Annotated in this window: 22 protein-coding genes; 14 read left to right on the top strand and 8 right to left on the bottom strand. The window is 68.1% G+C overall.

Annotation, left to right across the window (positions count from 1 at the left end):
- Positions 1-99 precede the first annotated feature (99 nt).
- From ACFX59_RS08890 to ACFX59_RS08880, 3 genes are all read right to left on the bottom strand, one after another.
- Positions 100-348, bottom strand: a complete 249-nt coding sequence (locus tag ACFX59_RS08890) for a hypothetical protein (RefSeq protein ID WP_387431602.1) — start codon at positions 346-348, stop codon at positions 100-102.
- Between the two features lie 55 nt (positions 349-403).
- Positions 404-949, bottom strand: a complete 546-nt coding sequence (locus tag ACFX59_RS08885; protein WP_307104560.1) for a CHAP domain-containing protein — start codon at positions 947-949, stop codon at positions 404-406.
- 118 nt (positions 950-1,067) lie between these two features.
- On the bottom strand, positions 1,068-1,718 hold the full coding sequence (locus ACFX59_RS08880) for a DUF6975 family protein (protein ID WP_309701905.1): 651 nt from the start codon (positions 1,716-1,718) through the stop codon (positions 1,068-1,070).
- A 270-nt stretch (positions 1,719-1,988) separates the two neighbouring features.
- Between ACFX59_RS08880 and ACFX59_RS08875 the strand changes: the two genes are divergently transcribed.
- From ACFX59_RS08875 to ACFX59_RS08860, 4 genes are all read left to right on the top strand, one after another.
- Positions 1,989-4,244, top strand: coding sequence for a DPP IV N-terminal domain-containing protein (locus ACFX59_RS08875; RefSeq protein WP_387431599.1), 2,256 nt, complete (start codon positions 1,989-1,991; stop codon positions 4,242-4,244).
- Positions 4,245-4,384: 140 nt separating this feature from the next.
- Positions 4,385-5,101 (top strand): MgtC/SapB family protein, encoded by a 717-nt coding sequence (locus tag ACFX59_RS08870; RefSeq protein ID WP_309696282.1) that lies wholly within the window; start codon positions 4,385-4,387, stop codon positions 5,099-5,101.
- A 58-nt stretch (positions 5,102-5,159) separates the two neighbouring features.
- The gene (locus ACFX59_RS08865; RefSeq protein WP_309696280.1) at positions 5,160-5,444 is read left to right on the top strand and encodes a GIY-YIG nuclease family protein; all 285 of its coding nucleotides are present in this window, start codon (positions 5,160-5,162) and stop codon (positions 5,442-5,444) included.
- Between the two features lie 144 nt (positions 5,445-5,588).
- Positions 5,589-6,614 carry an aspartate-semialdehyde dehydrogenase gene (locus ACFX59_RS08860; RefSeq protein ID WP_307099643.1) on the top strand — a complete coding sequence of 342 codons (1,026 nt, stop codon included), beginning with the start codon at positions 5,589-5,591 and terminating at the stop codon, positions 6,612-6,614.
- Between the two features lie 190 nt (positions 6,615-6,804).
- Here the strand turns inward: ACFX59_RS08860 and ACFX59_RS08855 are convergent, their stop codons facing one another.
- Entirely contained in the window at positions 6,805-7,449 is a 645-nt protein-coding gene (locus tag ACFX59_RS08855; protein ID WP_307099641.1) for a YitT family protein, read from the bottom strand.
- A 184-nt stretch (positions 7,450-7,633) separates the two neighbouring features.
- Between ACFX59_RS08855 and ACFX59_RS08850 the strand changes: the two genes are divergently transcribed.
- The 3 genes from ACFX59_RS08850 (at position 7,634) to ACFX59_RS08840 (ending at position 11,218) form a co-directional block, all read left to right on the top strand.
- Positions 7,634-8,416 (top strand): DUF4019 domain-containing protein, encoded by a 783-nt coding sequence (locus ACFX59_RS08850; protein ID WP_387431594.1) that lies wholly within the window; start codon positions 7,634-7,636, stop codon positions 8,414-8,416.
- 126 nt (positions 8,417-8,542) lie between these two features.
- Positions 8,543-9,304, top strand: a complete 762-nt coding sequence (locus tag ACFX59_RS08845) for an alpha/beta fold hydrolase (RefSeq protein WP_387431591.1) — start codon at positions 8,543-8,545, stop codon at positions 9,302-9,304.
- 78 nt (positions 9,305-9,382) lie between these two features.
- Positions 9,383-11,218 (top strand): M2 family metallopeptidase, encoded by a 1,836-nt coding sequence (locus ACFX59_RS08840; RefSeq protein ID WP_387431588.1) that lies wholly within the window; start codon positions 9,383-9,385, stop codon positions 11,216-11,218.
- A gap of 275 nt (positions 11,219-11,493) precedes the next feature.
- On the opposite strand, the gene ACFX59_RS08835 is transcribed toward ACFX59_RS08840, so the two are convergent.
- From ACFX59_RS08835 to ACFX59_RS08820, 4 genes are all read right to left on the bottom strand, one after another.
- Positions 11,494-11,940, bottom strand: a complete 447-nt coding sequence (locus tag ACFX59_RS08835) for a hypothetical protein (RefSeq protein WP_387431585.1) — start codon at positions 11,938-11,940, stop codon at positions 11,494-11,496.
- 59 nt (positions 11,941-11,999) lie between these two features.
- Complete coding sequence (locus tag ACFX59_RS08830) at positions 12,000-13,436, bottom strand: AMP nucleosidase (RefSeq protein WP_307099632.1); 1,437 nt, start codon at positions 13,434-13,436, stop codon at positions 12,000-12,002.
- Positions 13,437-13,517: 81 nt separating this feature from the next.
- The gene (locus ACFX59_RS08825) at positions 13,518-13,736 is read right to left on the bottom strand and encodes a hypothetical protein (RefSeq protein WP_307099630.1); all 219 of its coding nucleotides are present in this window, start codon (positions 13,734-13,736) and stop codon (positions 13,518-13,520) included.
- 97 nt (positions 13,737-13,833) lie between these two features.
- Positions 13,834-14,313: a peroxiredoxin gene (locus tag ACFX59_RS08820; RefSeq protein ID WP_387431582.1), complete on the bottom strand. Its 480-nt coding sequence runs from the start codon at positions 14,311-14,313 to the stop codon at positions 13,834-13,836.
- Positions 14,314-14,434: 121 nt separating this feature from the next.
- Between ACFX59_RS08820 and ACFX59_RS08815 the strand changes: the two genes are divergently transcribed.
- The 7 genes from ACFX59_RS08815 to ACFX59_RS08785 all read left to right on the top strand — a co-directional run bounded on the left by ACFX59_RS08815 (position 14,435) and on the right by ACFX59_RS08785 (position 24,246).
- Positions 14,435-14,998 carry a YqgE/AlgH family protein gene (locus ACFX59_RS08815; RefSeq protein ID WP_309701921.1) on the top strand — a complete coding sequence of 188 codons (564 nt, stop codon included), beginning with the start codon at positions 14,435-14,437 and terminating at the stop codon, positions 14,996-14,998.
- A gap of 159 nt (positions 14,999-15,157) precedes the next feature.
- On the top strand, positions 15,158-16,576 hold the full coding sequence (gene ahcY / locus ACFX59_RS08810) for an adenosylhomocysteinase (RefSeq protein WP_307099625.1): 1,419 nt from the start codon (positions 15,158-15,160) through the stop codon (positions 16,574-16,576).
- Between the two features lie 160 nt (positions 16,577-16,736).
- Positions 16,737-19,124, top strand: a complete 2,388-nt coding sequence (locus ACFX59_RS08805) for a PAS-domain containing protein (RefSeq protein WP_387431578.1) — start codon at positions 16,737-16,739, stop codon at positions 19,122-19,124.
- Positions 19,121-19,567, top strand: coding sequence for a tRNA (adenosine(37)-N6)-threonylcarbamoyltransferase complex ATPase subunit type 1 TsaE (gene tsaE / locus ACFX59_RS08800; protein ID WP_387431575.1), 447 nt, complete (start codon positions 19,121-19,123; stop codon positions 19,565-19,567). Before ACFX59_RS08805 ends, tsaE begins: the two co-directional genes overlap by 4 nt.
- Positions 19,564-20,547 carry an aminoglycoside phosphotransferase family protein gene (locus ACFX59_RS08795; protein WP_387431624.1) on the top strand — a complete coding sequence of 328 codons (984 nt, stop codon included), beginning with the start codon at positions 19,564-19,566 and terminating at the stop codon, positions 20,545-20,547. The genes tsaE and ACFX59_RS08795 overlap by 4 nt, the downstream gene beginning before the upstream one ends.
- Entirely contained in the window at positions 20,544-21,299 is a 756-nt protein-coding gene (locus tag ACFX59_RS08790) for a nucleotidyltransferase family protein (RefSeq protein ID WP_354296759.1), read from the top strand. Before ACFX59_RS08795 ends, ACFX59_RS08790 begins: the two co-directional genes overlap by 4 nt.
- Entirely contained in the window at positions 21,292-24,246 is a 2,955-nt protein-coding gene (locus tag ACFX59_RS08785; RefSeq protein WP_387431572.1) for a PD-(D/E)XK nuclease family protein, read from the top strand. The genes ACFX59_RS08790 and ACFX59_RS08785 overlap by 8 nt, the downstream gene beginning before the upstream one ends.
- The last annotated feature ends 130 nt before the right edge of the window (positions 24,247-24,376 follow it).

Genomic DNA, 24,376 nt, shown 5'->3' with positions numbered 1-24,376 from the left:
CAGCTCCGACTAAGCCTTTGCTTTCGCAAAGACCAAGTCTGCGCAACCCTCTCCCCTCTGCGAGGGGCGAGGGAAGGCATCGCTGAATGTCTAGCGGCCCTAGCGTTGGGGCTTCAGGGGTTTGTCGGCCTTGACCGGCACAGGACAGCCGTCGATCTCGCGGACCACGGCATATTGCGGGTCGGCATCGGGCATCTCGTTCAGCGTGTGCAGACCGACGCTCGGGGTCTTGCGGCTGACCCGCCTTTCCTTCGGTGCGCAGCGTTCGGGCAACCGGCCCAGCGTCGGGGTGACGGGCCACGCCTCATCGGCGGCGGACAGGGCGAGCAAGGCGAGCAGCGACAGCATCGGCATCCTCCCAGATGACGGGCGTCAGCCTATCATGACGCGCCGTTACCGACAATCAGCGTGCGACATAGGCGTCGATCAGCGCGCCGACATAATCGGGCTTGGCGCCGGTCAGTTCGGGCGCGGTGCGGCCATTGCCATAGATGAATCCGTAGATCGGATAGGTCGTGCTGCCCAGGCCGTCCGAGTCGCGGAACCAGACCTTCACCACGCTCCAGTCATTGGCGGGCGACACGTCGAACAGCGTGACGTCCTGCTCGGCATGGCCGCGTTCGCCATTCTGGATCGACCAGTTGGCATGGGTCAGCATCAGCACCCGGTCCTCGACCACGCGGCTGACCACCGCGACATGGCCGAGCGGCAGGCGGCTGGTCTTTTCGAAGACGACGACCGCACCGACCCGGGGGGCGTGGCCGCGCGGATATTTCCCCGCCGCCTGCGACCACCATGTCCAGGCATCGCCATAAAGCGAGATGCCCGAGGCCTGCCGCGCGAAGGGGACGCACTGGCCGACATAATCCAGCAGCGAGCGCGCGTCCGAGGGGATGGCGACCGTCAGCGCACAGAGTGAGAGAGTTGCCTTGGACACCACGCCTTTCATCTCTGTCACGGTAACGAGCCTCGCTTAATCGTGAACTGTACAAGATGGTTAATGCGGCCTTAGGGCGATCAGCCGAGCGTTCGCCGCGACCGATCGAGGCTTTGCGGCCGCCATGGGGCTATCCCCGCCGCGCGCTGGCCCGCGCCTCCAGGATGTTCCACAGGCCGCGATGCTGGACGAACAGCTGGGTCGCGCCGAATCCGCGCGCACGCGCCAGGCCGATGGCGGTATCGTCTTCGGGGTCGTCCAGGATCGGATCGGGCATCGTGCCGGGCAGCGAGGCCAGCCCGAACCGCCGCGCCGCCTGGTCGAGCACCTGCCGGATCGCGCGCCAGTCGAGGATCAGCGCGGAGACCGCGCCGGTCGCGCAGCCGCGCCGGTCCGAATTGGCCAGCATTTCCAGCGTGTGGCGCAACTGGGTCAGCGCCGCATCGGTCTGTGCCTGTCCCGGCGTCGAGGGCAGCGGCCCCGCCGCCGATGTCAGATGCGCCAGATAGGCGCGTTCATGGGCAAAGGCGGTGGACGACTGGATCAGCCATGGCAGGGTGTCGATCTGGATGCCGCGCGCCATCGCGTAATCGATCATGCAGGGGTGATTGCCATGCACCGCGCAGACCGCATGGACCGCGTCGGTCAGGTCGTGGAGCAACGCCTGCGGCAGCAACAGCGCCTGGACATGCGGGTGCCCGGCGCTGCCCAGGCGCGCCATGATCGCCCCGATATCGCCGCTTCGGTCATTCTGTATGTCAAAGGCCGTCGAGCTTGCCATGTCCATTCCGAAAAAGACCAGGGAGGCCGTGCGTGAATAGGATGCGCCTTCCGACCCCGGAGCTTCGGCCTAATCCAAATTCGTTAACGGCCGGTTTACGAATAATGGAAAGCATTGCGATCCGCAGGAAATCCCGGGCGGCGGGACGGGCCGGTCGCCGCCGATCCGGCATGGTGTCGATCCGGCTTTACGGAACGCGGTCTCGTCGCGATAACGCCCGGCGACGCGCCGGGGGCGCCCCCGGCGGCAATGAGGCTTGGAGTGGTATGAATGCGCAAATGGGTGCTGGGTCTGGCGCTGGCGTCGGTCGGGGCGTCGATCGCGATGGGATTGGGGGCGCCCGCCATGGCGGCTGAACCGGAAAAGCAGGGCGAACTGACCCTGGCGCGCGTGTTCGGCAGTCCCGACCTGTCGGGGTCGCAGCCGCGCGGGTTGCGCCTGTCGCCCGACGGCACGCTGCTGACCTCGCTGCGCCCGCGCGCCGACGAGCGCGAGCGGCTGGACCTCTGGGCGCGCGACACCCGCACCGGCGCGGAACGCATGCTGGTCGACTCCAAGAAGGTCGGCTCGGGCGCCGAACTGTCCGAGGCCGAGAAGATGCAGCGCGAACGCGCGCGCATCGGCGGGTCGAAGGGCATCGTCGCCTATGACTGGGCGCCCGACGGCAAGTCGATCCTGGTGCCGCTGGACGGCGACCTCTATCTCGCCGGGCTGGACGGACAGGTCCGTCGCCTGACCAATACGCCGGGCGGCGAGCTGAACCCGATCGTCAGCCCCAAGGGCGGCTATGTCAGCTTCGTGCGCGACCAGAATCTGTGGGCCATGCCGCTGACTGGGGGCGAGGCGCGGGCCTTGACCAAGGAAGGCGGCGGCACCGTCCATTTCGGCGAAGCGGAATTCGTCGCGCAGGAGGAAATGCACCGCTTCACCGGCTATTGGTGGAGCCCCGACGAGCGTTACATCGCGGTCGAGCGGTTCGACGATGCGCCGGTCAAGGTCGCGGTCCGCGCCGCCATCGGTGCGGCGGGCACCAAGGTCTATGAACAGCGCTATCCGGCGGCGGGCACGCCCAATGCGCTGGTCGACCTCTATGTCATGAAGGCGGACGGGTCGGGCCGGGTGAAGGTCGATCTGGGCACCAATCCCGACATCTATCTGGCGCGCGTCGACTGGACGCCGGACGGCAAGACCCTGCTGGTCCAGCGCGAGAGCCGCGACCAGAAGACGCTCGACATGCTGCGCGTCGACCCGACCACCGGCAAGTCGACCATCCTCTTCACCGAGCGTTCGGGCCAGCGCAGCTGGCTGAACCTGTCCGACGCCTATCGCCCGATGAAGGACGGCAGCCTGATCTGGCGGTCGGAGCGCGACGGCTATGGCCATCTCTATCACTTCGCGAACGGCCAGTGGACGCAGCTGACCAAGGGCCCCTGGGTCGTCACCAATCTGGTCGGCGTCGACGAGGCCAAGGGTCGGCTCTATTTCACCGGGCTGAAGGACGATGTGCTCGAACAGCATCTCTATGCCGTCGACATCGCGCATCCGGGCGTCGTCACCCGCCTGACCGAGCGCGGCTATACCAACAGCGCGACGATGGACTCCTCGGCCAGCCGCTTCATCGTCTCGCGCTCCAGCCCGAGCCAGCCGACCCAGGTCTATCTGGCCGACACCACGGGCAAGCGGCTGAGCTGGATCAACGAGAACGCGATTGTCGCGGGCCATCCCTATGCGCCCTATCTCGCCAGCCACCGCGAGACGAAGTTCGGCACGATCAAGGCCGATGACGGCACGACGCTCTATTGGGAGATGATCACGCCCAAGCTGGAGCCGGGCAAGCGCTATCCTGTCTTCTTCCAGCATTATGGCGGCCCCGGCACCGGCCAGCAGGTCACGCGTGGCTGGCAGGGGGCGTTGCCGCAATATCTGGTCGATCAGGGCTGGATCTTCTTCCAGATCGACAATCGCGGCTCGTATAATCGCGGCAAGGCGTTCGAGGATGCCATCTATCACGCGATGGGCACGGTCGAGGTCGCCGATCAGCTGGCGGGAGCGAACTATCTGAAGTCGCTGCCCTTCGTCGATCCCGCGCGGATCGCGACCTATGGCTGGTCGTACGGCGGCTATATGTCGATCAAGATGCTGGAGAAGACGCCGGGCGTCTATGCCGCCGCCGTGTCGGGCGCGCCGGTGACCGACTGGCAGCTTTACGACACCCATTATACCGAGCGTTATCTGGGCGATCCGCGCACCGATCCGAAGAGCTATGCGACTTCGCAGGCGATCACGGATGCGGCGAAGATCCGCGATCCGCTGATGCTGATCCACGGGATGGCGGATGACAACGTCTTCCTCGACAACGCGACCGCCTTCGCCGCCGAGATGCAGAAGACCGACACGCCGTTCGAGATGATGCTCTATCCGGGCCAGACCCACCGCGTCGGCGGGCCGGGCATTTCCGAGCATCTGTGGCACACGATCCTGAACTTCCTGGACCGGACGGTGAAGAACAAGCCGGCGAAGAAATAAAGCCGTCATTCCTCCCCGGTAAGGGGAGGTGGCAGTCCGCAGGACTGACGGAGGGGTGTCCACGCGGATGGCGACACCCCTCCACCACCGCTTCGCGGCGGTCCCCCTCCCCTTGCAGGGGAGGAAATAGGGTGGCGACCATGGCATTCCTGAAGACCTTCCACCTCTGGCCGTTCCTCGACACGCTGGTCAGCTATCTGACCGCCTTCGTGCTGGGCACGGTGATCGGGGCCGAGCGGCAATATCGCCAGCGGACTGCGGGCCTGCGCACCAATGCGCTGGTCGCGATCGGGGCGGCGGCGTTCGTCGACCTCGGCCAGCGGCTGGGCGGCAATGTCGAGTCGATCCGCATCATCGCCTATGTCGTGTCGGGGATCGGCTTCCTGGGCGCGGGCGTCATCATGAAGGAGGGGATGAACGTCCGCGGGCTCAATACGGCCGCGACCCTGTGGTGCTCGGCGGCGGTGGGCTCGATCGCGGGCAGTGACATGGTGGCCGAGGCGGTGCTGCTGACCGGCATCGTCCTGCTCGCCAACACCGCGCTGCGCCCGCTGGTCGATGCGATCAACCGCATCCCCGTCGAGGGGCGGCATGTCGAGGCGACCTATTCGGTCAGCCTGACCACCAGCGCCGCGCAGGCCGGGCCGGTCGGCGACCTGCTGGTCGAACATCTGGAGGGCGCGGGCCTGCCGGTCGGCGAACTGGATAGCGAGGAGCGGGGCGAGGACCAGGTGACCGTTACCGCGATCCTGACCAGCACCATCGTCGAGGCGGGCGAACTCGACCGGATCACCGACCATTTCCAGAGCGTCCACGGCATCGCCCACGCGACTTGGGCGGCGAGTACGCATGATTGATACGCTCAGAACCGTCGCCCCAGCGCAGGCTGGGGACTTTCGCCGCATGGGCTGACCGATGCCGGGCTGGGTCTATATCATGACCAACAAGCCGGACGGCGTCCTCTATATCGGCGTCACCGCACATCTGGCGGCGCGCATCCATCAGCATCGCACCGACAAGGGCGCGGAATTCTGTCGTCGCTATGGGCTGCACCGTTTGGTCTATGCCGAGGAGCATGGCAGGATCGAGGATGCCATCGCGCGTGAGAAGGCGATGAAGGCCTGGAAGCGGGAATGGAAAATCAGGCTGATCGAGAGTCTCAATCCCGCGTGGGACGACCTTTTCGACCGGCTGGCGTGAAGGCCAAAGGCCCCAGCCTTCGCTGGGGCGACGTGTCAGCGCCTAAACCCCCGCTTGCCTTTCCCAAACGCGCACTATTCGTAAAGTCGGTGGACGTGTCCGCGCAATGACGCTACCGGCTCTGGCTTCCGAGTGGAGGGTTTAATGGGTTATCGCGTGGTGGTCGCCGGGGCGACGGGCAATGTCGGCCGGGAAATGATCAACATTCTGGCGGAGCGGGAATTCCCGATCGACGAGCTGGCGGTCGTCGCCTCGTCGCGCAGCCAGGGCGACCAGATCGAATATGGTGAGACCGGCAAGATGCTCACCATCAAGAATATCGAGCATTTCGATCCCACCGGCTGGGACATGGCGCTGTTCGCGATCGGGTCGGACGCGACCAAGGTCTATGCCCCCAAATTCGCCGCTGCCGGTTGCATCGTGATCGACAATTCGTCGCTCTATCGCATGGACCCGGACGTGCCGCTGATCGTGCCCGAAGTGAACCCGGACGCGATCGACGGCTATACGGCCAAGAATATCATCGCCAACCCGAACTGCTCGACCGCGCAGATGGTCGTGGCGCTCAAGCCGCTGCACGACAAGGCGACGATCAAGCGCGTCGTCGTCGCGACCTATCAGTCGGTGTCGGGCGCGGGCAAGGCGGGCATGGACGAGCTGTTCGAGCAGAGCCGCAACATCTTCGTCGGCGACCCCGCCGAGCCCAAGAAGTTCACCAAGCAGATCGCCTTCAACGTGATCCCGCACATCGACAGCTTCCTGGAGGACGGCTCCACCAAGGAAGAGTGGAAGATGGTCGCCGAGACCAAGAAGATCCTCGACCCCAAGGTCAAGGTGACGGCGACCTGCGTCCGCGTGCCGGTGTTCGTCGGCCATTCCGAGGCGCTGAACATCGAGTTCGAGGACGAAATCTCCGCACAGGAAGCGCAGGACATCCTGCGCGAGGCACCCGGCGTCATGCTGATCGACAAGCGCGAGGACGGCGGATACGTCACGCCGATCGAATGCGTCGGCGACTATGCGACCTTCATCAGCCGCGTGCGCGAGGACTCGACGGTCGATAACGGCCTGTCGCTGTGGTGCGTGTCGGACAATCTGCGCAAGGGCGCCGCGCTGAACGCGGTGCAGATCGCCGAACTGCTCGGCCGTCGCCACCTGAAGAAGGGCTGATCCGGAAATTCTTCCCCGTAAGGGGAGGGGGTGTTCGAGCTTTGGTCTGCCCCTGGCAGACCAAGATTGTGCCGGGGGCACAATCTCGCTCGAACACCAAGCTGGTGGAGGGGTGTCCCACTCTCGATAGGGTGACACCCCTCCGTCAGGCCTACGGCCTGCCACCTCCCCTTGCAGGGGAGGACATCATTTACCGCCCCATATACAGCCCCGGTCGGTGCCAGGCGAAGAGGATCAGGCTGATCGCCGCCGCGCTGATCGCCGACCAGATCAGCTGAGTGCCCGTCACCACCGGGATGGCGAGGCTGAGGATCACGACGTCGAGCGCGACCTGGGTCAGCCCCATATTCCATCCGTGCTTGCGATAGAGCCAGATGGTGATGACCCCGGTCCCGCCGACCCCCGCCTGGTGCCGGGCAAGCGACAATATGCCCATGCCGATCACGGTGCCGCCGACCAGCGCGGCAAAGGCCGGGTGGACCGCATCGACATGCACCGACACCCGCGTGATCGCCGAGGCGATGCCGATCCCGACATTGACCAGCACCGTCTTCACCGCGAACCGCGCGCCCATCACCTTGTGCGCGAACAGGAAGAACGGGATGTTGACCAGTGTGAACAGCACGCCTGCGGGCAGCGGGATCAGATAGGACAGCAGCAGCGCGACGCCCGCGATACCACCGGTCACCAGCCCGGCCGCTTTCAGGAACACCAGCCCCACGATCAGCAGCGTGCAGCCGATGAAGATGGCATAGGCGTCTTCGAGCAGGCTGTGCGGCCGCCCGATCGGGCTGGGCGGCAGGGTCTCGGCGGCGGGAGCGGTGGTTGCGGTCATCAAGCGTCCGGTTATGGGTCCGGCATCCGCTCCATCGGCCCGCTTCTGGCGGCAGGCATGGGGCCTTTTAGCGCAACTGCTTAGCCAAGCCAAATGGCGGGCGGCGGGCCCGCGCCATCGTCCGCCCGAAGGGTACAAATTATTGGGGGTGGCGACACGCACCGCGCGGGCATAGGGCGCGCCGATGACCATCAAGGAGCGCCACGGCCTCGCGGCCCTGACCGACAAGGAGAAGCAGACGCTGCGCCTGATCGTCCGGGGGCATGACGCCAAGTCGGTCGCGCAGACGCTCGACCTGTCGGTCCACACCATCAACGAACGGCTGCGCGACGCGCGGCGCAAATTGTCGGTGTCGAGCAGCCGGGAGGCGGCGCGGATGCTCCTCGATGCGGAAGGGGGCATGGTCTTCCCGCCACCCCCCGAAAAGTCGGGGGACATGACGATCGGGGAGGACCGCCCGGCCGCGACGCAGGATCAGGCCAGGGCGCCGATCGGCGGCGTGGGACGCGGCGAACGCCGTTTCCCGATCCTCATAGGAGCCTTGCTCATGACCCTTGCCCTCGGCCTGATGGCCCTTGTCGGCCTGCCCCATATGCTCGCGACGTCGCCACAGGATGCCCCGGCCGCCTCCACCGCCCACGACCCGGCGGTGGTCGACGCCGCGCAGCGCTTCCTGGCGCTGGTCGATCAGGGACGCTGGGCGGACAGCTATCGCGCGACCGGCTCGGCCTTTCGCAGGATCAATAGCGAGGCGGCATGGGCGGCGGCCTCGGAAAAAATGCGTGCGCAGATGGGGACGATGGTTTCGCGGTCGTTCCTCTCGCAGGAAAATCTGCCCGCGCCGCCCGATGGCTATGAGGTGGTGAAATTCCGGGCGCGCTATTCCAGGTCGGGCGATGTCATCGAGACGGTCACGCTCGAGCATCAGGCGGGGGCGTGGCGGATCGTCGGCATCACGGTCGGCTGAGCCACGGTCTTTCCGCCGTCGGAGACGGACCCGTTCGCGGCATTCCGGCCGCAAACGGGTCCACATCCCGCGCGATCTATATTAGGGCGATCCGGTAGCCCCACTTTCCTACCGGAGACTTGACCCTTGGCCGAAACCGCCCCCGAAACCCGCTTCTTCCACAGCTTCGACGGGACGCCGATCGCGTGGCGCGAAATGGGGGAGGGGCGGGCGCTCGTCCTGATCCATGGCTATTTCTCCGACGCGAACACCAACTGGATCCGCTATGGCCACGCCGCCGCCATCGCGGCCAGGGGCTACCGGGTCATCATGCCCGATCTGCGCGCGCATGGTGAAAGCGGCAAGCCGCATGACCCCGCCGCCTATCCGAAGGACGCGCTGACCCGCGACGGCCATGCGCTGGTCGAGCATCTCGGGCTGACCGATTATGATCTGGGCGGCTATTCGCTGGGCGCGCGGACGGTCAGCCGGATGCTCGCGACCGGCGCGGAGCCGGGCAAGGCGATCTTTGCGGGCATGGGGCTGGAGGGGCTGCTCCATACCGGTCGACGGGTCGATCATTTCACCAACATCCTGACGCGTCTGGGCGAGCATAAGCGCGGTTCGCCCGAATGGATGGCGGAGGCGTTCCTGAAGACCACCGGCGGCGATCCGGTCGCGCTGCTGCATATCCTGAACACCTTCGCCGATACGCCGCTATCGGCAATCGAGGGGTTCGACCTGCCCGCTCTGGTCGTCGCGGGCGTGGAGGATTTCGACAATGGCGCGGCGGTCGATCTGGCCGACGCGCTGCCGCGCGGCCGCTATGTCGAGATTCCGGGCAATCACATGAGTTCGGTGACCAAGCCCGAACTGGGGGAGGCCATCGCCCGGTTCCTGACCGCTTGACGGCGGCGGGCAAAGCCGCGCAACTGCGCGTCATCGGCTCCGCTTCGAGAGCAATGTGATGATTTCAGGGGGAAAATGATGTTTCGCTCCGCCGTTTCCGGCACTGTGCTCGCCTTCGCGCTGGCGGGGGCCGCCCATGCCCAAACCGCCCCGCAGCCGGCCGCGACCCAGCCCCCCGCCACCGTCGCGGGGGCCGACGCCTTCGTTGCGGAGGCCGAGAAGACGCTGGCCGACAAGTCGGTCGGGGCGCAGCAGATCGCCTGGGTCAACGCGACCTATATCACCGACGACACCGACTCGCTGGCCGCCGCCTCGGGCGCGGAGATGACCGATCTCGCGGTCCGCTACGGCCTGGGCGCGGCGCGCTATCAGGCGCTGCCCGGCCTGTCCTATGACACCAAGCGCAAGCTGGACCTGCTGCGCGGCGGCATCACGCTGCCCGCGCCCACCACGCCCGGCGCGGCGGCGCAGCTGTCGATGCTGACCACGCGCATGTCCTCGGCCTATGGCAAGGGCAAGGGGCTGCGGAACGGCCAGCCGATCAACGGATCGGATATCGAGGCCGCGATGGGCAGCGAGCGCGATCCCGCCAAGCTGAAGGAAATGTGGGTCAGCTGGCACGACAATGTCGGCGCCCCGATGCGGCCTGACTATGCGCAGATGACCGCGCTCGCCAACCAGGGCGCCAGGGAGCTGGGCTATGTCGATGCCGGGTCGCTGTGGCGGTCCGGCTATGACATGCCGCCGGAACAGTTCGCGCAGCTGACCGACAGGATCTGGGGCGAGCTGGAGCCGCTGTACCAGGCGCTGCACACCTATGTCCGGTGGAAGCTGAACGAGAAATATGGCGATGCCGTTCAGTCGAAGACCGGCCCGATCCGCGCCGACCTGCTCGGCAATATGTGGGCGCAGGAATGGGGCAATATCTATGACCTCGTCGCGCCCAAGGGGGCGGGCGATGTTGGGTACGATACCGGCGAGCTGCTGAAGGCCAAGGGCTATGATCCGATCCGGATGGTGAAGGCGGGCGAGGGCTTCTACTCCTCGCTGGGCTTCGCGCCCCTGCCGCAGAGCTTCTGGCAGCGTTCGCAGATCGTGAAGCCCGCCGACCGCGAGGTGATCTGCCACGCCTCGGCCTGGGATGTCGACAACAAGGACGATATTCGGATCAAGATGTGCACGAAGGTCAATGCTGACGACTTCGTAACCATCCATCACGAACTCGGCCATAATTATTACCAGCGCGCCTATAAGGACCAGCCCTTCCTCTACAAGAACGGCGCCAATGACGGATTCCATGAGGCGATCGGCGATACCGTCGCGCTGTCGATCACGCCCGACTATCTGGTGAAGATCGGGCTGCTCGATCCGGCACGCGTGCCGAGCGCCGACAAGGATATCGGCCTGTTGCTGCGCCAGGCGATGGACAAGGTGGCGTTCCTGCCGTTCGGCCTGCTGATCGACAAGTGGCGCTGGGGCGTGTTCTCGGGCCAGATCCCGGCGGGGCAATATCAGGCGGGCTGGGACGCGCTGCGCCTGAAATATCAGGGGGTGGTGCCGCCGGTCGCTCGCGACGAGACGAAGTTCGATCCGGGTGCGAAGTATCATATCCCGGCGGGCGTGCCCTATGCGCGCTATTTCCTGGCGCGGGTGCTCCAGTTCCAGTTCTACAAGGCGGCGTGCGATCAGGCCGGGTGGAAGGGGCCGCTCCACCGCTGTTCCTTCTATGGCAACAAGAAGGTCGGCGAGAAGCTGAACGCGATGCTGGCCATGGGGCAGTCCAAGCCCTGGCCGGACGCGCTTCAGGTGTTCACTGGCAGCCGCGAGATGTCGGGCAAGGCGCTGGTCGAATATTTCGCGCCGCTGAAGACGTGGCTGGACCAGCAGAACAAGGGCAAGCCGCAGGGTTGGTGATGTTGCGAGGGGTGAATGGCGTTGCCCGCCCCTCCACCACTCGCTTTCGCGAGCGGTCCCCCTCCCCAAGCACAGCTTGGGGAGGAATGAAGCGGCACCCCAAATCCTCCCCATCTTTGATGGGGAGGGGGACCGTCGCGAAGCGGTGGTGGAGGGGCGCTTAACCCAACGCCCGTTCAGGCTGAGCGAAGTCGAAGCCCACGCCCGACCATAGGCCAAGGAGACGGGCTTTCCCTTGGCCTTCGACTTCGCTCAGGCTGAACGGAGGTCGAGGATCAATCCTTCTTGCCGTCTTCGCCTTCGCCCTTGTCCCGCTTCGGGGTACTCCCCCGCAGCGACAGCAGTGCCGCGGTCAGCCCGGCCGCCGCGGCGAGGCTCCCCAAAATCGACGCCACCCCCCATTTGCCGCCGACCCGGTCGAGTCCATGCTTGCCCAGCGCCGGTGCCGGTGCGGGCTTGATGGGGGCGGGCTTGCGCGGCGGCGACTTGCGCGGTGCCGTTCGCTTGGTGGAGCGCGGCTTGGGCGGTGCCTTTGGCTTGGCGGTGGGTTGGGGGGCCTCGGCGGCCTCATCCTCTACCGCGACGGGCTCGGCCTCTTCGCGCGGCTTGTCCTCCACCGGCTTGGGCACTGGGCGCTTGCGCGGGGCGGCGGTGCCCGCCGTCTTGGGCGTGGCGCGGCGGCGGGGCGGGCGCGGCTTTTTGGTGTCCGGTGTATCGACCATCGACATTCCCCCTGTTTCGGTCCGTCTGCGTAACGCTTCGCCCCGCCGCCGGTTGCCGGTCAGCGGAAGGGCGGCTCGTTGAACGCGCGCAGCTTGCGGCTGTGCAGCTTGTTGCCCTCGCGGCGCAGCTGTTCGCAGGTCTCGATGCCGATCCGCATATGCTCGCTGATCGCCCGCTCGTAGAAGCGGTTGGCCTGGCCCGGCAGCTTCAGTTCGCCGTGCAGCGGCTTGTCCGACACGCAGAGCAGCGTCCCATAGGGCACCCGGAACCGATAGCCCTGCGCCGCGATCGTCGCGGACTCCATGTCGATGCCGACCGCGCGGCTGAGCGAGAAGCGCAGCGCCGATTTGGAATAGCGCAATTCCCAGTTGCGATCGTCGGTGGTGACGATCGTGCCGGTGCGCAGCCGACGCTTGAGGTCGTCACCCGACTGGCCGGACACGATCTCGGCCGCCTTGGCCAGCGCGACCTGCACCTCGGCGATGGCGGGAACGGGAATTTCGGGCGGCAGCACATCGTCCAGCACATGGTCGTCGCGCAGATAAGCGTGCGCCAGCACATAGTCGCCGATCCGCTGGCTGGGACGAAGCCCGCCGCAATGGCCGATCATCAGCCACGCCTCGGGCCGCATGACCGCCAGATGGTCGCAGATCGTCTTGGCGTTGGAGGGGCCGACGCCGATATTGACCAGGGTGATGCCGGTGCCGTCCTTGGCGACCAGGTGATAGGCGGGCATCTGGTGCCGCCGCCAGGCGCTGTCGGTGACGATCTTGTCGACATCCTCGGGCCGCTCGATCACCACGCCGCCCGCGCCCGACAGGGCGGTGAAGCGCGACCCCTCGCCCAGCTGCGAGGCGCCCCAGCGGACGAACTCGTCGACATAGCGGTGATAGTTGGTGAACAGCACGAAACGCTGGCAATGCTCGGGCGGCGTGCCGGTATAATGGCGCAGCCGGGCGAGCGAGAAGTCGGTGCGAAGCCCGTCGAACAACGCCAGCGGCCGGTTGCCGTCGGCGGTCATCCACAGCCCGTCGGCGATCTCGTCGCCGATATGCGCCAGCTCGGTCGCAGGGAAGAAGCGCGCCAGCTCGGCCGCCGACACCGTGTCCAGGCTAAGCGCATGGCCGGGATCGAGGACATAGGGGAAGGGGATTTCCTGCCGCCCGGCCACCGCCTCGACGGTGACGTCGTAATCCTCGATCAGCAGGGTCAGCTGCTCGACCAGATAATCCTTGAACAAGGCGGGCTTGGTGACGCTGATCCGATAATCGCCCGGCGACACCAGCCGTCCGAAGGAGCGCATCGGCGTCGGGCGTCCGACGTCGCCGCGAAAGACCAGGCGGATTTCGGGATAGGCGAAACAGCCATGCGCCCGGTCGTCGAGCGAGGGCACGGTGCCGTCGCGAAGATAGGCGGTCAGCGCGTCCTTCAGCCGCGTGACGGAGGCGGTGTAGAGGCGGTCGAGTTCTTCGACGATCTGTACGGCATTGGTCATGCAACAGGAGCTAGGCCCTGTCGCGGAAGCTGGCAAGCGGGTGCGGACGATGCCGTGGCCGTCCGCACCCGCCCCGTGGGGTCAGGCGCCCTGCGTCGAATTCTCGTCGTCGCTGGCGGTGCGCAGCTTGGCCGCGCCGAACGCCGCCCCGGCCACCGCCGCCGCGACGCCCGCCGCGATTCCGGCGGCGGCATAGGGGTGGCTCTTCACCGTGTCACCGGCGGCCTTGGCCGCGCCCTGCGCCTTTTCGGCGAGGCTCTTGGCCTCGGCCTGCTTTTCGGGGGGGACATAGGTGGTCATGCCATGGTTCCTCTTGTCTGTTGATCCTCGCGTGCAAAACGCATGGGGACTTGGAGCTGTTCCGCCAGCGATCCAAATCCCCGCGCCGTCCGCTGGATCAGAGCTGGCTGAGGAGGTGCTCGGCCGAGCTGACCTTGAACTCGCCCGGCGCCTCGACGAACAGCTGTTCGACCACGCCGTCGTTCACGAGCATCGTGTAACGCTGGCTGCGCAGGCCCATGCCGAACTTGGTGCCGTCCAGCGTCAGGTCGACCGCCTTGGCGAAGTCGCCATTGCCGTCGGCCAGCATCGTGACGTCGCCCGCGCCCTGCACCTGGCCCCAGGCCTTCATGACGAAGGCGTCGTTGACCGAGGTACAGGCGATCTCGTCCACGCCCTTGGCCTTCAGCGCATCGGCCTGGGCGATGAAGCCGGGCAGGTGCTGCGCCGAGCAGGTGGGGGTGAAGGCGCCCGGCACTGCGAACAGCGCGACGCGGCGACCGGCGAAGTAATCGGCGGCGTTCACCTGCTCGGGGCCCTCGGGCGTCACCTTGACCAGCGTGGCGGCGGGGAGGCGGTCTCCGACCTTGATCGTCATCGTTGCAATCCTTGGGGCATCGCGGCCCGGCACCATGCCGGGTGTCGGGGCCGTCCATGCCGCCAAGCCGCCCCGCATTTCAAGCATGGCGAGGCGAAGCGGTGATCCCTATAGTCGGGATGTGCATCAACTGACCTATCTCTCCGGCCAATTCCTGCTGGCCATGCCCGGCATGACCGATCCCCATTTCGATCATGCGATCATCGCAATGTGCGCGCATGACGAAGGCGGCGCGCTGGGCATCGGCGTCGGCGCGACGATCGACGGCATCGGCTTTCACGCGCTGCTCGACCAGTTCGGCATCGCGCCCGGCGACGCACCCGACGCGCCGGTCCATTATGGCGGCCCGGTCGAGCCCCGGCGCGGCTTCGTGCTGCACAGCCATGACTGGCAGGGGCAGGACAGCGTCGATGTCGGCGGCCGCTGGGTCCTGTCGAGCACGGTCGACGTGCTGCGCGCCATCGCCGAGGGGCGGGGGCCGGAACGCTGGATCGTCGCGCTCGGCTATGCCGGATGGGACGCGGGCCAGCTGGAGGGCGAACTGCGCGAGCCGGGATGCTGGTTCAATGTCGGCGGCGAGCCGCGCATCCTCTACGACGTCGGCGCGGGCGGGCGGTGGCAGGCGGCGTTCGGCGCGGCCGGGGTCGATCCGCGTCAGCTGGTGACCGGCGGCGGCACGGCCTGAGCCTGCGTTCCCGCCGGTATCGACCCGCATCCGATACCCGCTCAACGATATAAAGATATCTTTATATTTGATCCCTAAGGCGATCGTCGCTAAGGCGTCGGCCGTGCCGATCGGCGTTTCCCACGTCTTGGTCGGCCCCATTTTGCACGGAGTTTCGTCGTGTCCACGACTGCTGCCACCAAGAACGATTACGTCATCAAGGATATCGGCCTGGCCGATTTCGGCCGCGCCGAGATCAAGATCGCCGAGACCGAGATGCCCGGCCTGATGGCCCTGCGCGAGGAATTCGGCGCGGCGCAGCCGCTCAAGGGCGCGCGCATCACCGGCTCGCTGCACATGACGATCCAGACCGCCGTGCTGATCGAGACGCTGACCGCGCTGGGCGCCGATGTGCGCTGGGCGACCTGCAACATCTTCTCGACCCAGGACCATGCCGCCGCCGCGATCGCCGCTGCGGGCATCCCCGTCTTCGCCGTGAAGGGCGAGACGCTGGCCGAATATTGGGACTATGTCGGCGACATCTTCGACTGGGACAAGAATGGTGACGGCACCACCGCCAACATCATCCTGGACGATGGCGGCGACGCGACCATGTTCGCGCTGTGGGGCGCCAAGCTGGAAGCCGGCCAGACCTTCGGCGAGCCGGAGAATGAGGAAGAGGTCGAGTTCCAGCGTTCGGTCAAGGCGTTCATCGCCAAGAAGCCGGGCTATCTGACCCAGACCGTCAAGAACCTGAAGGGCGTGTCGGAAGAGACGACGACCGGCGTTCACCGCCTGTACGAGATCGCGAAGAAGGGCGAGCTGCCCTTCCCGGCGATCAACGTCAACGACTCGGTCACCAAGTCGAAGTTCGACAACCTCTACGGCTGCAAGGAATCGCTGGTCGACGCGATCCGTCGCGCCACCGACGTCATGCTGGCGGGCAAGGTCGCCGCGGTCGCCGGGTTCGGCGACGTAGGCAAGGGCTCGGCCCAGTCGCTCCGCAATGGCGGTGCACGCGTGCTCGTGACCGAGATCGACCCGATCTGCGCGCTGCAGGCGGCGATGGAGGGCTTCGAGGTCGTGACCATGGATGAGGCCGTGAAGCGCGCCGACATCTTCGTCACCGCGACCGGCAATGCCGACGTCATCACCGCCGATCACATGAAGGCGATGAAGCCCATGTCGATCGTTTGCAACATCGGCCACTTCGACTCCGAGATCCAGATCGCGGCGCTGTCGAACTACAAGTGGACCGAAGTGAAGCCCGGCACCGACCTGGTCGAGTTCCCGGACGGCAAGCAGATCATCGTGCTCGCCAAGGGCCGCCTGGTGAACCTGGGCTGCGCGACCGGCCACCCCAGCTTCGTGATGTCGGCCTCGTTCACCAACCAGACGCTCGCCCAGATCGAGCTGTGGACCAAGGGCGAGAACTACAAGAACGAAGTGTACGTTCTGCCGAAGCACCTCGACGAGAAGGTCGCCGCGCTCCACCTCGAAAAGCTGGGCGTCCAGCTGTCGAAGCTGAGCGAGAAGCAGGCCGCCTATATCGGCGTGCCGGTCGAGGGTCCGTTCAAGCCGGATCATTACCGCTACTGATCCCGCTCGGCTCCGGCCGATGGGAAGGGAAAGGGGGCTGCTCGGCCGGGCGGCCCCCTTTTTCGTGCGGGACACGCGGCGCTCTTCTTCATTCTGGCGCATCGCTGGCGGATCGGGTTAGAGGAGTAGGGATGCGCAGCCTTGCCCCGGACCTTGTCGGATGATCGCGATCAGCAGCGTCGAGGCGGCTCTGCTGGGGGCGGCGGCGTGCGCCGTCATCGTCACGGGCATGGTCCTGATGTTCCTGGGGCTGCGCGCCCGCAAGGAAGCCTCGGCGGTGCGGCTGGAGCGCGACCGGCTGGACGCGCTGCTGCGCGCCGGGCCGGCGCAGGCGATGCTGGTACGCAGCGACGGGCGGATCGACATGCCCCGGCGCCTGGCCGACTGGCTGGGCCTGCCCGACGTCGCGCGCTTCCCCGAGGAGCTGGGGGACGAGGTCTGCGGCCTGACCCCCGACGACAGCGCCGCGCTGGGCATCGACCTGATCGCCGCGCAGAAGACCGGCAAGCGTTTCCGTCGCATCATCCGGCCGCAGGGATCGCCCAGGACGCTGCTGTTCGACGGCGCGCGCGCGCCGCAGGACCAGGGCGCGGGCGGCGCGGTGGTCGTCTGGGTCTTCGACATGACCGATGCGCAGGACGAGATTGCGCGGCTGGATGCCGAGACCAAGCGGCTGGGCAATGCCTTCCAGGCGCTGACCGGGCTGATCGAGGCGGCGCCCCTGCCCATGTGGTATCGCGGCGACGACCTGCGGCTGGCGATGGTCAACACCGCCTATGTCGAGGCGGTCGAGGGGCGCGATGCGGCCGATGTGGTCGGGCGCGGGCTGGAACTGGTCGAGGGATCGGGGCGCGGCGGCCCGCTGGCCGGGGCGGCGGCGGCGCGCGACCAGGGACGACCGCACGAACAGGTGCTGCCCGCGACGATCGACGGCGCGCGGCGCGCGCTGCACATCTTCGACGTGCCGTTGCCGACCGGGGGCATTGCGGGCTTCGCGGTCGATATCGAGGATCTGGAACAGTCGCGCGCGGGCGCCAAGCGCTTCGCCGAGGCGCAACGCGCGATGCTCGACCGGCTGTCGGCGGCGGTCGCGCATTTCGGGCCCGACCGGGGCCTCGTCTTCTGCAACCAGCCGTTCCGCCGGATGTTCGCGATGCGCGCCGAATGGCTGGCCGACCATCCCGAATTCGACCGCGTCCTGGAGCGGATGCGCGAGGCCAGTCGCAGTCCCGAGGTGCGCGACTTCCCCGGCTGGAAGGCCGAGCGCGCCGCCTGGTTCCGCCAGGCGGGGGGCGGCATCGAGGAGCAATGGCATCTGCCCGGCGGCACCCATTTGCGCGTCGTCGCCCAGCCACTGCCCGACGGCGGCCTGCTGCTGATCTTCGAGGACCGGACCGAGGAGGTGCAGCTGGCCTCCGCGCGCGACACGCTGTTGCGGGTGCGCACCGCCACCTTCGACAATCTGTTCGAGGCGCTGGGCGTCTTCGCCGCCGATGGCCGGTTGCAGCTTTGGAACAACCGCTTCCGCGCGCTCTGGGGGCTGGAGGAGGAATTCCTGTCCAGCCATCCGCGTGTCGATGCCTTTGTCGACCGGGTCGCCGGGCGGCTGGAGACCCCCAGCCGGTCCGAGCTGATCGTCGAGCTGGTCCGGTCCGCGACGCTGGAGCGGCAGCAGCGCAGCGGGCGCGTCGCCTTTGCCGATGGGCGGCATTTCGAATTTGCGGGCGTGCCGCTGCCCGACGGCAACGCGCTGTTCACCCTGCTCGACATCACCGACAGCCGACGCGCCGAACAGGCCGCGCGCGACCGGGCCGATGCGCTTGAGGCGGCGGACAAGGTCAAGACCGCCTTCGTCGCCAATATGAGCTATGAGCTGCGCACCCCGCTGACCTCGATCAGCGGTTTTGCCGAGATGCTGCATGGCGGCTTTGCCGGGCCGCTGCCCGATACCGCGATCAGCTATATCGAGGCGATCCTCGAATCGACCGAGCGGCTGGGGCTGCTGGTCGACGATGTGCTCGACCTGACCCGCGATCAGGTGGATGCCGACATCGCGCGCGAGGATGTGCAACTGGGCCGCGTCGCGCGTGCGGCGGCGGACACGATCCGTCCGGTCGCGGGGCGGCGCAAGCTGGACTTCGCGGTCGAGATCCACCGCTCGCTCGGCCGGATCACCGGCGACCGCCGCCGCCTGCAGGAGACGATCGAGCATCTGCTGCGCCATGCGGTCGAACAGACGCCCGAGGGCGGGCGCATCCTGCTCCATGCCGACGGCGATTCGGCGCGCGCGCGGATCGTGGTGTCCGACGACGGCCAGGGCATGGACGAACAATCGGTCGCCCACGCCTTCGACCGCTTCGCCGAGCCGGGGATCAAGGCCACCGGCGAGCGCGCGCTGGGGCTGGGCCTGCCGCTCGCCAAGCAGTTCGTCGAGGCGCATGGCGGCACGATCAGCCTGTTGTCCGAACCGGGGCAGGGGACGCTGGTCACGGTGGAACTGCCGCGAAGGGTGGCCGACAAGACCCCGACCGCAAAGGAAAAGCCATGACGATCCGGCTGGCCGATGCCGCCGCCACCGAGGATTTCGGCCGCCGCCTGGCCGCGCATCTCCGCCCCGGCGACGTGGTGACGCTGACCGGCACGCTGGGCGCGGGCAAGACCAGCCTGGCGCGCGGGCTGCTGGCGGCGCTCGGCCTGCCCGGCGAGGCGCCGAGCCCGAGCTTCGCGATCGTCCAGCCTTACGCCCCGCCGGAAACCACGATCCCCGTGCTGCATGTCGATCTCTACCGGCTCGACGGGCCGGAGCAGCTGGAGGAGCTGGGGCTGGACGAGGCATTGTGGGACTCGGCGCTGGTCGTGGAATGGCCCGACCGGGCGGGCTCCGATGCCTGGCCGCAGGCGCTGGCGCTGACGCTGGAGATGGATCCGGATGGCGGACGTATCTTGACAGCCAGGGTCCCCTCGGGCTGGGAAGCGCGATGGCCGATATGACCCCGCCGGCGGACGCCGCCGCCTTTCTTGCAAGCGTCGGATGGGAGGGGGCGGTGATCGCGCCGCTCGCCGGTGACGCCTCGTTCCGCCGTTATTTCCGCGTCACGCGTGGCGGCCACAGCGCCGTCCTGATGGACGCGCCGCCACCGCATGAGGACCCGCGCCCCTTCATCGCGATCGCGCGCTGGCTGGTCGGCCGGGGCTTTGCCGCGCCCGCGATCCTGGGCGCGGACGAGGTGCGCGGGCTGGTCCTGATCGAGGATTTCGGCGACGACCGGATGCGCGAGGCGATCGAGGCCGATCCCGACGCGACGGCGAAGCTCTATAGCGATGCGGTCGACCTGCTCGCCGCGCTGCGTGGCCATGCGCCCGAGGGGCTGGCCCCCTATGATGCCGCCGTCCTTCACCGCGAGGCGGCGCTGTTCCCCGAATGGTACACGCCCATCGTCGGCCTGGACGTCGATGTCGAAGGCTATCGCGCTGCCTGGGACCGGGTATTCGCCCATGCCATCGCCGACAATCCGGTGACCGTGCTGCGCGACTATCATGTCGAGAATCTGATGCTGGTCGGCCCGATGCGGACGCTGGGGCTGCTCGACTTTCAGGACGCGCTGGCGGGGCACGCCGCCTATGACCTCGTCTCGCTGCTTCAGGACGCGCGGCGCGATGTCGAACCGTCGATCGAGCAGGCGATGCTGGAACGCTATCTGGGCGCGACGGGCGAGGGGGACGCGTTCCTGAACGCCTATCATGTGCTGGGCGCGCAGCGGAACGCCAAGATCCTGGGCATCTTCACCCGGCTGTGGAAGCGCGACGGCAAGCCGCGTTACGCCGCGCTCTGCCCGCGCGTCTGGGCCTATCTGGAACGCGACCTGTCGCAGCCGGTGCTGGCGCCGGTCGCGGCCTGGTTCGACGACAATGTGCCGCCCGAGTTGCGCGGCGATCCCCATGTCCTTGCATCGCGGGGCGAAGGCGAATGACCCGACAGCTTTCCATTCGGCCCACCCCGGCGGGCCTCGTGCCGCGCACCGCGATGGTGATGGCGGCGGGGATCGGCAAGCGGATGCGCCCGCTGACCGCGACCCGGCCCAAGCCCTTGGTGTCGGTGGCGGGCAAGCCGCTGATCGACCACGTCTTCGACCGGCTGGTCGCGGCGGGGGTCGAGCGGGCGGTGGTCAATGTCCATTACCTGGCGGACCAGTTGGAGGCGCATCTGCGCGACCGGTTCCCGGAGATCGAGATCGTCATCTCGGACGAGCGCGACCAGTTGCTGGAAACCGGCGGCGGGCTGGTCAAGGCGCGGCCGCTGCTGGGCGACGCGCCGGTGCTGGTGGTCAACAGCGACAATCTGTGGGTCGACGGGCCGGTCGACGCGATCCGCCTGCTGGCATCGCGCTGGGACGAGGCCGCGATGGACGCGCTGCTGCTGATGGTGCCGCTGGCGCGCGCGCACAACCATCAGGGGCAGGGCGATTTCCATCTGGGGGCCGATGGCCGGATCACCGGGCGGCGCAGGCCCGGCCGGGTCGCGCCCTTCTCCTATACCGGGCTCCAGATCCTGCACCCCCGGATCATCGCCGATGCGCCCGAAGGGGCCTTTTCGACCAATGTGTTCTGGGACCGCGCGATCGCGGCGGGGCGCGCCTATGGCCAGGTGCATCAGGGGCTGTGGTTCGATGTCGGCACGCCGCGCGCCATTCCGCAGACGGAACTGATCCTCGCGGATGGCTGAGCCGCGCCGCCCGAGGCTGCACACGATCCCGGCGCATCGCGGGTTCGCCGATGCGCTGGTCGCCGGGCTGATGCGGCGTACCGGCGGCGATCCGCTGACGCTGGCGCAGGGCATGATCCTGCTGCCGACCAATCGCGGCGTCCGCGCGGTGACCGAGGCGTTTGTGCGCGCCAGCGGCGGCGGCCTGATCCTGCCACGCATGGTCGCGCTGGGCGATCCCGAACTGGGCGAGGCGGCGGGCTCCGCGCTCGACCCAGCCGATGCCGAGGCGCCGCCGCCGCCCGCCATCGCGCCCTCCGCGCGCCGGATGATCCTCGCGCGGCTGGTCGAGCAGGAACGCCAGCGCGCCGGTCAGCCGGTGACGGCGGCCGAGGCGGTGCGGCTGGCGGGCGATCTGGCGCGCACGCTGGACCAGATGCTGGTCGAGGAGGTCGATCCGGCCGAACTCGCCGCGCTCGACCTGGGTCCCGAACTGACCGAGCATTGGCAATCGGCGCTGGCGACCTTCTCGGTGGTGCTCGACCGCTGGCCTGCGGTGCTGGCGAAGATGGGGCGGATCGATGCGGCCAAGCGGCGGACGCTGCTGCTCGACCGGATCACCGCGCGCTGGGCCGAGGCGCAGCCCGCCGGGTTCGTCTGTGCGGCGGGCGTCACCGACACCGCCCCTGCGGTCGCGCGGCTGCTGCGCTGCGTGTCGGAGATGCCGGGGGGATCGGTGGTGTTCGCCGGGCTGGACCTGACCATGCCCGACGAGGAATGGGACGCGCTCGGCCCCCACAAGCCCGACCCCGATACCGGCCGCACCCGGCGATCGATCGAGACGCATCCGCAATATGCGCTGAAGCTGCTGCTCGACCGGATGAGCGTCGGGCGGGGCGAGGTGACGGTGTGGCGCGGCGGCGGCGATTATGACGCGGGGCCGGTGCGCGGCCGCGCCATCGCCAATGCCATGGCGCCGGCGGACTTTACCGGGAAGTGGACCGAGATGCCCGCCGAGGACCGGCGGCTGTCGGGCGTGTCGACCATCGAGCTCGCCACCCCCGCCGAGGAGGCCCAGGCGATCGCACTGGCGCTGCGCGAGGCGATCGAGGAGCCGGGTCGCACGGCGGCGCTCGTCACCCCCGATCGCGCGCTGGCGCGGCGGGTGGCGGCGCATTGTCGGCGGTGGAACATCCTGATCGACGATACGGCGGGGCGGCCCTTGTCGATCCTGCTGCCGGGCACGTTCCTGCTCCAGCTGGCCGAGGCGGCGGCGCAGCATTTCGCGCCTCTGCCGCTGCTGGCGCTGCTCAAGCATCCGCTGATCCGTGGCGAGATGGACCGGGTGGCGTGGCTGGACGGCGTGCGTGCGCTCGACCGGGCGCTCCGGGGGCCGCGTCCGGCACCGGGGCTGGACGGGATCGCCGCGCATGTCGCCGACAAGCCGACCGCCGCCGCCTTCTGGAGCCAGGCCGCGCCGATGCTGGAGGCGGTCGGGCGGACCTTTGGCGACGGGCCGCAGGGCCTGCGCACTCTGCTCGCCTGTCTGCGCGAATGCGGGCAGAGCCTGTGCGGCGACGCGCTGTGGACCGGACCGGCGGGGCGTGCGGCGGCCGAATTCCTGGCGGGCTATGAGGAACAGGCCGATCATGGTCCCGCGCGCGTCGATCCCGCCGAATTGCCGGGCCTGCTGCGCAGCCTGTTCGACGAGATCGCGGTGCGCGCCATCCCGCGCGAGGGGCAGCATCCGCGCCTCGCCATCTACGGCCCGATCGAGGCGCGTCTCCAGACCGCCGACCTGATGATCGCGGGCGGGCTGAACGAAGGCGTCTGGCCGGGCCGGCCCGCGCCCGACCCGTGGCTGGCGCCGCGCATCCGCTCGCTGCTGGGGCTGGTGGGCCTGGAGCAGCGGATCGGCATCGCCGCGCATGACCTGGCGCAAGCGATGGGCGCGCCGCGCGCGATCCTGACCCGCGCGCGCCGCGACGCGAGCGGGCCGACGCTCGCCTCGCGCTTCTGGCTGCGGCTCCAGGCGATGGCGGGCGATCGGTTCGAGGCGCATCCGACCCTCGCGTGCTGGGCCGAACGGCTCGACCGGCCCGACGACTATAGCCCGGCGGATCGCCCCGCACCCAAGCCGCCCGCCGCGCTGCGCCCCACGACCATATCGGTGACCGAGGTCGACCGGCTGAAGGCCGATCCTTACGCCTTCTACGCGCGCCGGGTGCTCCGCCTGTCGCCGCTCGACCCGGTCGATGCCGATCCCAGCGCGGCGTGGCGCGGCACCGCCGTCCACGACATTCTGGAGATGTGGTGGAAGGAGGACGCCTGCGACGTCTCGGCGCTTCGCCCGCGTGCGCTGGCGATGCTGCGCGACCAGCGGACCCATCCGATGATGCGCGCGCTGTGGCAGCCGCGTCTGATCGAGGCGATCGACTGGATCGCCGCCGAGGTCGCCGCCAAGGCCGTCGAGGGCCGCCATGTCCTGAGCGCGGAAGGCAAGGGCGAGGCCAAGCTGGCAGGCGTCACCCTGACCGGACGGTTCGACCGGATCGACAAGGCGGCGGACGGCGCGCTGGTGGTGATCGACTATAAGACCGGCAAGCCGCCCTCCACCACGGCGGTGCGCGAGGGGTTCAGCCTGCAACTCGGGCTGCTCGGCCTGATCGCCGAGCGTGGCGGGTTCGAGGGCGTGTCGGGCAAGGCGGGCGGTTTCGAATATTGGTCGCTGGGGCGCGGACGCGAGGGGCTGGGCTATATCGCCACCCCGGTCGACCCCGACGGCAAGCGCGAGCGGATCCGCACCGACGAGTTCGTCGCCATCGCGGCGTCGAATTTCGCCGAGGCGGCCGGGCAATGGCTGACCGGGGACGCGCCGTTCACCGCCAAGCTGGTGCCCGAATATGCGCCTTATGCGGAGTATGACCAGCTGATGCGGCGGGATGAATGGTATGGCCGTGATCGGTAAATTCTGGGCTGTGTTCGCGCGTGATGGCGTGGCCTTCGACTTCGCTCAGGCTGAACGGAGCGGGGGCTTGGGTCCTACCTCCGTTCACGCTGAGCGAAGTCGAAGCGCACGGGACTCCCGCCGCCCGGAG

It is taken from the genome of Sphingomonas sp. NCPPB 2930 (genome assembly GCF_042867205.1).
Classification (GTDB): Bacteria; Pseudomonadota; Alphaproteobacteria; order Sphingomonadales; family Sphingomonadaceae; genus Sphingomonas.
Note: the sequence above shows the minus strand (reverse complement) of the source record. Positions and strands in the feature narration are given on the sequence as shown.

Coding starts and splice junctions, on each gene's coding strand:
- ACFX59_RS08790 (WP_354296759.1), top strand. CDS start 20,544: ATGACCCGACAGCTTTCCATTCGGCCCACCCCGGCGGGCCTCGTGCCG.
- ACFX59_RS08785 (WP_387431572.1), top strand. CDS start 21,292: ATGGCTGAGCCGCGCCGCCCGAGGCTGCACACGATCCCGGCGCATCGC.
- ACFX59_RS08885 (WP_307104560.1), bottom strand. CDS start 949: ATGAAAGGCGTGGTGTCCAAGGCAACTCTCTCACTCTGTGCGCTGACG.
- ACFX59_RS08865 (WP_309696280.1), top strand. CDS start 5,160: ATGCCGGGCTGGGTCTATATCATGACCAACAAGCCGGACGGCGTCCTC.
- ACFX59_RS08850 (WP_387431594.1), top strand. CDS start 7,634: ATGACCATCAAGGAGCGCCACGGCCTCGCGGCCCTGACCGACAAGGAG.
- ACFX59_RS08820 (WP_387431582.1), bottom strand. CDS start 14,313: ATGACGATCAAGGTCGGAGACCGCCTCCCCGCCGCCACGCTGGTCAAG.
- ACFX59_RS08870 (WP_309696282.1), top strand. CDS start 4,385: ATGGCATTCCTGAAGACCTTCCACCTCTGGCCGTTCCTCGACACGCTG.
- ACFX59_RS08805 (WP_387431578.1), top strand. CDS start 16,737: ATGATCGCGATCAGCAGCGTCGAGGCGGCTCTGCTGGGGGCGGCGGCG.
- ACFX59_RS08875 (WP_387431599.1), top strand. CDS start 1,989: ATGCGCAAATGGGTGCTGGGTCTGGCGCTGGCGTCGGTCGGGGCGTCG.
- ACFX59_RS08830 (WP_307099632.1), bottom strand. CDS start 13,436: ATGACCAATGCCGTACAGATCGTCGAAGAACTCGACCGCCTCTACACC.
- ACFX59_RS08795 (WP_387431624.1), top strand. CDS start 19,564: ATGACCCCGCCGGCGGACGCCGCCGCCTTTCTTGCAAGCGTCGGATGG.
- ACFX59_RS08835 (WP_387431585.1), bottom strand. CDS start 11,940: ATGGTCGATACACCGGACACCAAAAAGCCGCGCCCGCCCCGCCGCCGC.
- ACFX59_RS08860 (WP_307099643.1), top strand. CDS start 5,589: ATGGGTTATCGCGTGGTGGTCGCCGGGGCGACGGGCAATGTCGGCCGG.
- tsaE (WP_387431575.1), top strand. CDS start 19,121: ATGACGATCCGGCTGGCCGATGCCGCCGCCACCGAGGATTTCGGCCGC.
- ACFX59_RS08855 (WP_307099641.1), bottom strand. CDS start 7,449: ATGACCGCAACCACCGCTCCCGCCGCCGAGACCCTGCCGCCCAGCCCG.
- ACFX59_RS08840 (WP_387431588.1), top strand. CDS start 9,383: ATGTTTCGCTCCGCCGTTTCCGGCACTGTGCTCGCCTTCGCGCTGGCG.
- ACFX59_RS08880 (WP_309701905.1), bottom strand. CDS start 1,718: ATGGCAAGCTCGACGGCCTTTGACATACAGAATGACCGAAGCGGCGAT.
- ACFX59_RS08825 (WP_307099630.1), bottom strand. CDS start 13,736: ATGACCACCTATGTCCCCCCCGAAAAGCAGGCCGAGGCCAAGAGCCTC.
- ACFX59_RS08890 (WP_387431602.1), bottom strand. CDS start 348: ATGCTGTCGCTGCTCGCCTTGCTCGCCCTGTCCGCCGCCGATGAGGCG.